7 protein-coding genes are annotated in these 6,263 nt (G+C 68.8%); 1 reads left to right on the forward strand and 6 read right to left on the reverse strand.

Annotation, left to right across the window (positions count from 1 at the left end; translation table 11 throughout):
• The first annotated feature begins 56 nt into the window (after window positions 1-56).
• A complete protein-coding gene (locus ACFW3F_RS00880; RefSeq protein WP_388053359.1) occupies window positions 57-725 on the forward strand; it encodes a metal-dependent transcriptional regulator in 669 nt (222 codons plus the stop codon).
• Between the two features lie 35 nt (window positions 726-760).
• On the opposite strand, the gene truB is transcribed toward ACFW3F_RS00880, so the two are convergent.
• From truB to rbfA, 6 genes are read right to left on the reverse strand one after another with little or no spacing between them, the layout of a single operon-like run.
• Entirely contained in the window at window positions 761-1,660 is a 900-nt protein-coding gene (gene truB / locus ACFW3F_RS00885) for a tRNA pseudouridine(55) synthase TruB (protein WP_388053361.1), read from the reverse strand.
• A gap of 1 nt (window position 1,661) precedes the next feature.
• Entirely contained in the window at window positions 1,662-2,318 is a 657-nt protein-coding gene (locus tag ACFW3F_RS00890) for a 4'-phosphopantetheinyl transferase (RefSeq protein WP_388053363.1), read from the reverse strand.
• Window positions 2,315-3,316: a metallophosphoesterase family protein gene (locus ACFW3F_RS00895; RefSeq protein WP_388053365.1), complete on the reverse strand. Its 1,002-nt coding sequence runs from the start codon at window positions 3,314-3,316 to the stop codon at window positions 2,315-2,317. Before ACFW3F_RS00895 ends, ACFW3F_RS00890 begins: the two co-directional genes overlap by 4 nt.
• A 29-nt stretch (window positions 3,317-3,345) precedes the next feature.
• Window positions 3,346-4,698 carry an MATE family efflux transporter gene (locus ACFW3F_RS00900; protein WP_388053367.1) on the reverse strand — a complete coding sequence of 451 codons (1,353 nt, stop codon included), beginning with the start codon at window positions 4,696-4,698 and terminating at the stop codon, window positions 3,346-3,348.
• A gap of 17 nt (window positions 4,699-4,715) precedes the next feature.
• Window positions 4,716-5,672, reverse strand: a complete 957-nt coding sequence (locus tag ACFW3F_RS00905; protein WP_388053369.1) for a bifunctional oligoribonuclease/PAP phosphatase NrnA — start codon at window positions 5,670-5,672, stop codon at window positions 4,716-4,718.
• Window positions 5,669-6,124 carry a 30S ribosome-binding factor RbfA gene (rbfA, locus tag ACFW3F_RS00910; protein ID WP_388053372.1) on the reverse strand — a complete coding sequence of 152 codons (456 nt, stop codon included), beginning with the start codon at window positions 6,122-6,124 and terminating at the stop codon, window positions 5,669-5,671. Before rbfA ends, ACFW3F_RS00905 begins: the two co-directional genes overlap by 4 nt.
• Window positions 6,125-6,263: the final 139 nt, after the last annotated feature.

Raw genomic sequence — 6,263 nt, forward strand, 5'->3', positions numbered from 1 at the left:
CTCGCGTTTGCGGTGGGGTTAAGCTCTTGGTCATGCCTCGGGGATCGGATCGTCCGGTGACAGAACTGTCACAGGTGACCCAGGATTATCTGAAAGTGATCTGGACCAGCCAGGAGTGGGAGGACGTCAAGGTCACCACCAAGCTGTTGGCCCAGTCCCTGGGTGTGTCCGCATCCACCGCCTCGGAGGCGATCCGCAAACTCGCCGACCAGGGTTTCGTCTCGCACGAACCGTACGGCGCGGTCACCCTCACCGACGAGGGCCGGTCGGCGGCCATCCTGATGGTGCGCCGCCACCGCCTCATCGAGACCTTCCTGGTGCGCGAGCTCGGATACCGGTGGGACGAGGTGCACGACGAGGCGGAGATCCTCGAACACGCGGTCTCCGACCGCCTGATGGCTCGGCTCGACGCGAAACTCGGCTTCCCCGACCGGGATCCACACGGTGACCCCATTCCCGCACTCGACGGCTCGATCCCCGCGCCCGACGCGGCCCTGCTCGCCGACCTGGATGTGGGGGCTTCGGGAGCCATCGCCCGGATCTCCGACACCGATCCTGAGATGCTGCGCTACTTCGACCAGGTCGGCGTCGCCCTCGACTGCGTGGTCACCGTCGCCGAGAAGCGTCCGTTCGCGGGAACGATCTCGGTGTCGCTCGACGATGCCGATCCGATCGATCTCGGCGACATCGCCGCGCGCGCCATCTTCGTCGTCCCGCGCGGCTGACCCGGTCCGGCCTCAGCGGCGCGCGACAGCGGCCGTCAACGCAGGGTCGCCGGCCGGACCACCATCACCGAACTCGCGCGGCGACCCTTCTCCTGGATCAGCGCGATCGCCTGCTCCCGCTGGTCGACGACGACATAGATCTCCTTGCGGCCGATCGGCTCCAGCCATCGTCCCTGACTGATCGACTCGGCCTCGTCGTCGTCGATATCGCGGCGTGGGAAGGAGATCTTGACCGCCTCGTCGATGTCGAGACTGACCCGGGGTTCGTCGCGGACAGCGTCGAGCGTCCGCGCATGGTCGAGGGTGAACGGACCGACCGCCGTCCGCCGGAGTTCGGTGAGATGCCCGCCGACCCCGAGCGCGGCGCCCAGATCGCGCGCCAGCGACCGGATGTAGGTGCCCGACGAACAGTCCACTGCCACATCGAGATCCACGAACGCCCCGTCGAGCCGGGTGTCGAGAACCTCGAAGCGGGACACGGTGACCGGGCGCGCCGCGAGGTCGAAATCGGCACCGGTGCGCACCAGCGCGTGCGCTCGCCGGCCGTCGACCTTGATCGCACTGACCTTGGCCGGGACCTGCTGGATATGACCGGTGAGATCGTCCACGGCCGAGGAGATCTCGGCTTCGGACACCCCGGAAGCGTCAGCGGTCGCGAGGATCTCGCCCTCCCGGTCGTCGGTCGTCGTGGACGCACCGAGCCGGATCGTCGCGGTGTAGGACTTCGTCGTCAGCGACAGCAGGCCGAGAAGCTTGGTGGCCCGCTCGATCCCGACGACCAGTACGCCGGTGGCCATCGGGTCCAGGGTGCCCGCGTGCCCGACACGGCGGGTGTTGAAGATCTTCCGGCACCGTGAGACGACGTCGTGGCTGGTCATCCCGGCCGGCTTGTCGACGACGAGCAGTCCGGCGTTCTCGATGGTCGCGTCGGCCACGTCAGGTCAGCGCGATCGTGGTGGTGATGATGCCGCGGTCGACCAGCCAGCGGCCGGCGAACTCGAGCAGCGGCGGTCCCCCGTCGGCGGCGGCCGGGTCGATGAGGATGCGCGAGGTGAAGGTCCCCGATGTCGGTGTGGACTGTTCGAAGGTGATGTGGGCATCTTCGAAGCCCAGCCAGCGCTTGGTGACCGGGAACCACGCCTTGTAGGTGGCCTCCTTGGCGCAGAACAGCAGTCGGTCCCAGTGCAGGTCGCCCGAGCGTGTGGCGAGTACCTCACGCTCGGCGGGCAGGCTGGTGTGTTCGAGCACGCCGTCGGGCAGCCTGTCGTGCGGTTCGGCGTCGATACCGAGAGAGCGCACCGACATCGCATAGGCCACCGTAGCCGCGCGATAGCCGTCGCAGTGGGTGAGGCTACCGACGATCCCGGCTGGCCAGACGGGTGCTCCCTTGTCCCCCTTGAGAATCGGGACCGGGTCATAACCGAGCTCGCCCAGCGCCTGCCGTGCACAGTGCCGGACCGTGGTGAACTCTCGGCGACGCTTCTCCACCGCGCGGGAGATCAGACTCTGTTCGGCGGGCAGCGGGACCAGATCCGGTGGGTCGGCGAACGCCTCCGCCGAGGCGACCCCGGCCGGCAGGAGTTGTTCGATCATCGGTTGTCCTCTCGTGCTGTGCGTTCCGCCTGTCGTTCGGCCTGGCGTGATCGGCGTTCGGCCTGCCGCTGCTCGACCCGCTGCCGGAACTCGGCTGCCCGCTCGGCATAGTCGGGCGGCAGATCGAACCGGACGCCGTGCTCGGGCAGGTCGGCCGGACCGAGCCCGTCTCCCGGAACGATGCTGCGCATCAGCGGATTCGGGAGTCCGCGACGCTTCCACTCACGTGGGTAGCCGACCGACACCTCCTCGAATCGGATGCCGTCGTACCAGGTGGTCCGCGGGATGTGCAGGTGGCCGTAGACGCAGCAGGCCGCGTTGAACTCGGTGTGCCAGTCGGCGGTCAGTTCGCTGCCGCACCAGAGCGCGAATTCGGGGTAGATCAGCGCGTCGCACGGTTCACGACGCAGCGGCCAGTGATTGATCAGGATCGTCTTCTCGGCCGGATCGATGGCCTGCAGGCGGCGTCGGGTGATCTCGACCCGTGCCCGCCCCCACGCGTCACGGGTGGGGAACGGCTCGGGTGAGAGGAGGAACTCGTCGGTCGCCACCACGTTGCGTTCACGGGCGAGTGCGAGCGCGGTCAGCTTGTTGGCCGTGCCCTCCGGGCGGAACGTGTAGTCGTAGAGCAGGAACATCGGGACCACGCGAACCGGGTCGGAGCCGTCGCCCGGATCGAACAGCGGGTAGATGTCTTCCGGGGTGACCACACCGATGTCGCGGCAGGCCTGCACCAGATAGTCGTAGCGCGCGACGCCGAACACCTGCAGCGGGTCCTTGGCCGTCGTGTACAGCTCATGATTGCCCGGGACCCAGACGACGGTGTGGAATCGGGTTCGCAACCGCCGGAGCGTGTCGATGATGTCGTCGGTGCGTTCGGCGACGTCACCGGCCACGATGAGCCAGTCCTCCGGTGATGTCGGCCGGATGCTGTCGATGATGTGCTCATTGCCCCGATGCGCGATGTGCAGATCGCTGATCGCCCACAGAGTAGCCACGAGGATCCATCGTGCCAGACCGGCCGAGGTCAGGCTCGGACCGCACCTGCCCGACGCCACCGACCCGAGCGGATTCGCCACACCACGGTGGCGAGCCGGACCACCATGAACACGACCAGACCCGACCAGATCCCCGCCAGACCCCAGTCGAAGACCAGCGACAGCCAGATCAGCGGGAGGAAGCCGACGAGGGCACCGGTCAGCGTCGCGGTACGCAGGAACGCGGCGTCGCCGCTGCCGAGGAGGACGCCGTCGAGGGCGAAGACCACGCCGGCGATCGGCAGCATGCCGACGAAGAACCACCACGGCACCCCGACGGCGTCGAGCACGGCGGCATCGGAGGTGAAGATGCGCGGGATCAGCGTCGCGCCGGCGGCGAAGACCGCCCCCATCGCCGTGGCCGCGACCACGGACACCGCGGTGACGCGACGGGCGACGGAGTCGGCGGCACCCAGTCGCCCGGCACCGAGCGCCGCCCCCACGAGCGCCTGGGCGGCGATGGCCAGCGAGTCGAGGAACAGGGCCATGAACTCCCACAACTGCAGCACCAGCTGATGAGCCGCCACCTGGGCGACCCCGAAACGCGCGGCGACCGCGGCCGCCGAGACAAAGCAGATCTGGAACGAGAGGCTGCGTACGACGAGATCACGAGCCATCACCAGCTGCGCGCGGATGATCGACCGGTCGGGTCTGAAGGCGTGGGCCCCCGACCCGTCACCTGTGCTCACCGAGACCCGGCGCGCCTCGCGGACCACCCGCACGGCGAAGAGCGCTCCGGTCACGCCCTGTCCGATCACGTTGGCCACCGCGCTGCCGTCGAGACCCATGCGTGGGAACGGGCCGATGCCGTGGACCAATCCGACGACGAGTACCGCGGCGAGCGACAGACCGACCACGACGTAGACGACCGGGCGGCGCGTCTCCTGGACGCCGCGCATCCAGCCGTTGCCCGCCATCGACAGCAGGATCAGCGGAACACCGAACATCGCGATCCGCAGCCAGCCGGTCGCGTCCTCCGCGACCGCCGCCGACTCCGGTGACGAGGTCCCGACCAGCAGGCGCATCACGACCGGGGCACACGGATAGGCCACTGCCACGATCAGCACGCCGACCGCCACCGCGATCCAGCTCGCCTGCACTCCTTCGACGACCGCACCGGAACGATCACCGGAACCGAATCGTCGCGCGGAGCGTGCCGTGGTGCCGTACGAGAGGAAGGTCAGTTGTGTGCTGACGATCGAGAGCACCAGGGTGCCGACACCGAGTGCGGCCAGTTGCTCGCCGCCCAGACGACCCACGACGGCAAGGTCCAGCAGGAGGTAGAGCGGAGGCGCGATGAGAACCGCGAGAGCCGAGACGGTCAGCGTGGCGATGCGCGCCACGCCTGGGGAATCCTCGCTCAGAGCGACTCCAGCAACCTGGCGACCACCTCGTCGGCCGTGCCGGTGTCGCTGTACCCGGAGGCCTGACGATGCCCGCCGCCGCCGTGCGCCCGCGCGATCGGCACGAGATCGACGATGTCCTTGGACCGCAGCGAGACCGTCCAGACACCCGGCTCGCTCTCCTTGAAGACCGCGGCCACCTCTGCCTCGCGTGCGGTACGGATCGTGTCGACGACGCTCTCGGACTCTTCCCAGCTCATCCCCGCCAGCGCCTGCTGATCGACGACGGCATAGACAAGCCCCTCACCGTTGAAGGCCGCGGGTGCGAGCTGCGCCGACGCCAGGACCCCCGACATCATCGAGAACCAGGCGAAGGGATGCGAATCGAACAGGGTGCGGCTCCACTTACGAGCATCGACGCCGGTCTCCAGGAGCCGGGCCGCGACGCGGAACGACGCCGGCCGGGCCCATCGGAACGAGCCTGTGTCGGTGCTCAGACCGGCGTAGATGCAGGTGGCGATGTCGGCGTCCAGTTCGACGCCGAGGTCGTCGAGCACATCGAGTACCAGAACGGCGGTGCAGTCGGCGACCGGGTCGATCAGGTCGAGGTCCCCGAAGCCGGGATTCGACGCGTGGTGGTCGATCACGACCGAGGTCTGCGCCGCGGTGAACGTCGTGCCGAGCGACTCGAGCCGCTCGAGGTTGGCCGCGTCGACAGCCACCACCAGCGGGTGTCCGACGACCTCCGCGGGCGAACACAGCAACTTGCTTCCGGGCAGCCCGGCGAGGGACGCCGGGAGTTGTTCGGTCCCCGGATAGGAGACCTCCACGTCGACGCCCCGGCGGTCGAGTGCCAGCCCCAGTGCCAGACCGCTGCCGATCGTGTCCGCGTCGGGGCGGACATGACAGCAGATGGTCACCGCGGTCGCGGAGGCCAGCGTCGCGGCGATCGCCGCGCTCGACGAACCGCTCACTCTTCGGTACCGGTGGAGTCGTCGTCGGCCGAGCGGTACGGGTCCGAATCTCCCGCCGGCTTTGCCTCGGCGGCGCGCCGGGCGACGATTTCGTCGTTCGCGCGGGCGCGGTCGAGAAGTTCTTCCATCTGACGTGCGGCGTCGGGAACCGTGTCGAGCACGAAACGCAGGGTCGGGGTGAAGCGCACCCCGGTGCCCGCGCCGACCTTCGACCGCAACACGCCGGTCGCCCTCGCCAGGCCGGCTGCCGCGGCCTCGACATCGGGTTCGGCGTCGATGGATTCACCCATCACGGTGTAGTAGATCGTCGCGTCGTGGAGATCGTTGGTCACCCGGGCGTCGGTGACCGTCACATGGGCCAGTCTCGGATCCTTGATCTCGTTCGCGATCGCCGAGGCGACGATCGTCGAGATCCGCTTGGCCATTCGTTGCGCGCGTGCCGGATCAGCCATTCCGGGACTCCTTCCGTAGCGCTGCGTGGGGGGCGCCCCCCGGGGGGGGGGGGCGGCCCCCCCCCCAAGGGGGGTTGATGAGGGGTGGTTAGGCCCCCCCCAAAAGCCCCCCCCGGAACCCCCCACCAAAAGGGAGAAA

It is taken from the genome of Gordonia sp. NPDC058843 (assembly GCF_042743165.1).
In the GTDB taxonomy this organism is placed as follows: Bacteria; Actinomycetota; Actinomycetes; order Mycobacteriales; family Mycobacteriaceae; genus Gordonia.